Annotated in this window: 1 protein-coding gene and 1 pseudogene; one reads left to right on the top strand and one right to left on the bottom strand. The window is 42.6% G+C overall.

The features are described from left to right. Window positions 1-356 precede the first annotated feature (356 nt). Window positions 357-553: pseudogene (locus E5342_RS18885) on the top strand (efflux RND transporter periplasmic adaptor subunit); the annotation flags it as partial. A gap of 65 nt (window positions 554-618) precedes the next feature. Here E5342_RS18885 and E5342_RS18880 read toward each other — a convergent pair. Next, on the bottom strand, window positions 619-2,064 hold the full coding sequence (locus E5342_RS18880; RefSeq protein ID WP_135960071.1) for a glycoside hydrolase family 30 protein: 1,446 nt from the start codon (window positions 2,062-2,064) through the stop codon (window positions 619-621). Between the last annotated feature and the right edge of the window lie 83 nt (window positions 2,065-2,147).

Genomic DNA, 2,147 nt, shown 5'->3' with positions numbered 1-2,147 from the left:
CTTAACTATGTCGAAGATCTTTTTTAACCATAGCTTGAAACTATGATTGATAAGATCTATAAGAGGGCTTTCCTGATAATAATGGGGAAAGCCCTCGTTTTATATGATCTCACAAAGAGAGAGGCTGAGTAGTTACGATAAAAGAAACGTAAAACTTTTTTGAAAAAAGATTATCAAATAGTTAGACAAGTCAAAATAAAAGCATTCCTTTGGGCTATAGAAAATAGCAAAACTTCAACTATGGAAAAAGGAATAAATCGACCTACATGAGTGAATACTTTTCTTTCATTAAAACATCCCAACTGTTTCTATTTTAATACATTATAACAAATCGGATTTTATAGTTGCGGATTTAAGAAGAATGTATTGAGAAAGCGACCAAAGGAGTAAACGGCGTGTTATCCGCTCATTGGGACAAAGATGATCAGATGATTCATCTCCTGTACGATCCCCAAAAGACCTCTACAAAAGCGATCGCTAAAGCAGGCCATGACACGTATATGGCTGATAAAGACTTATATGATAAGCGCCAGCTTGTTGCCTTTATAGATAAAGGCATTATTTGCATCTATTTATTGTAGAGACGGGGCGTGCTCCGTCTCTATAATGGATATATTATTAGTAAAGATTCCAACGGAAAGAAGCGACTGCTTTAGCGGGAACCTCATAGGTAAACGAACGTTTGCCACTGTTTACCGTTATATTTTTAGTCCCGTCCGTATTATTTAGTAATACGAGCGCTTCCGTTCCATCTAAATTCTCGAAGGCGGAATACATAATCCCATCAGCCGTATACCCTTTAGAGCCGATCCGTACCGCTCCCGGTTTCACAACAGAGGATAAATGGCCGATAATATAATAATGAGAATTCCGGGTAATCGTCTTATAATCCGAGCGATCGATATCCACGGCACCATAACAAGTCTGGCAACCACCCTCTCGGTTCGGTCCCCGCTCGTTGTCCAGCATCAAGTTCCATACGATAACTGCCTTACACCAGTTATTCACCGTACCCAAGGCCGTCTCCTCCATATCTTCCATCAAGCGTTTCTCTAAGTTACGTCCATCATTCCACATGCCGATAGAAGTTTCCGTAAATATTAATTCTTTATCGGGGAACTTGCCGTTTACGTTATTCAACTCCTCCCGGTCGCCCCCGTAATTATGGTAAGCGGCACCTGTCAGGAAAGAAGCGGCATTCTCATCCTCGTAGATTTTCATCGGATAGCCTTGTTGCTCCAACATATTATCGTAATTGTAATTATGGTCGAATGCGTAGATCTTCGTCTTGAGGCCAGTCTCTTTCAGTTTAGGGCCTAGAGCGTCACGCACAAAAGAGAGTTGCTCCTCCCATCCCATAAATAAGGAAGCGGAATTTCCTCGGTTCAAAGGTTCGTTTTGGGGAGTTATCGCCTCGATAGGAATCCCCTCGGCCTCCATCGCCTGTATCCATTTCACGAAATAGGTAGCGTAATCTTGATAATAGGCGGGATTCAGCTGTCCGCTAGTCCACGACTCGAACGGACGTAAATCCTTTAAGTTATCCACCTTCATCCATCTTGGACAAGTCCAAGGCGATCCCAAGATTTTTATAGAAGGGCTGATCGCCAAGATCTCCTTCAAGATCGGTATCACATACTCCTTCTCCTCGCTCTGCAAGGCGAAATTCTCGACACCCTTCGTGTCACAACAAGTATACTCACTTAAAGAAAAGTCCGAACAGCCAATCGAGATACGGATATAGCTATACCCCATCCCCTCCGTATCAGAGAAAGTCTCTTTCAGGAAAGCTGTCCGATCCTCGGGAGCCATCCGCATCAAGTTATAGCAGGTAAAGCCCGTCACGGCGGCGCCAAAGCCATCCATCGTCTGATAGCGGACCGAAGGGTCTATCGTTATCACGGAAGGCGAGGCGGCTTGTTTGTCCCCCAAGGCGATCTCACTTCTCACGAAATCTTTCGCACGATCGTTTGTCGTGACATACACAGTTACATTGTCTGGAGTCTTCTCTCCAGAACATGCGTTCAAGCAAATCAAGACCATTAATAAAGAAAAGAGAAACATACGTATCAAATTAAATAACGTGAGTTCAATATAACCCAATAAATATCTACTTGAATAATAATAACATAACGATAAAAGTGTTA

Source organism: Parabacteroides distasonis (assembly GCF_004793765.1).
GTDB classification, from domain to species: Bacteria; Bacteroidota; Bacteroidia; order Bacteroidales; family Tannerellaceae; genus Parabacteroides; species Parabacteroides distasonis_A.
The sequence above is the reverse complement of the archived record's forward strand: the minus strand, read 5'-3'. Positions and strand labels throughout refer to the sequence as shown.

Excerpts from the sequence above, each read along its gene's own strand:
- E5342_RS18880 (WP_135960071.1), bottom strand. The coding sequence starts at position 2,064 with ATGTTTCTCTTTTCTTTATTAATGGTCTTGATTTGCTTGAACGCATGT.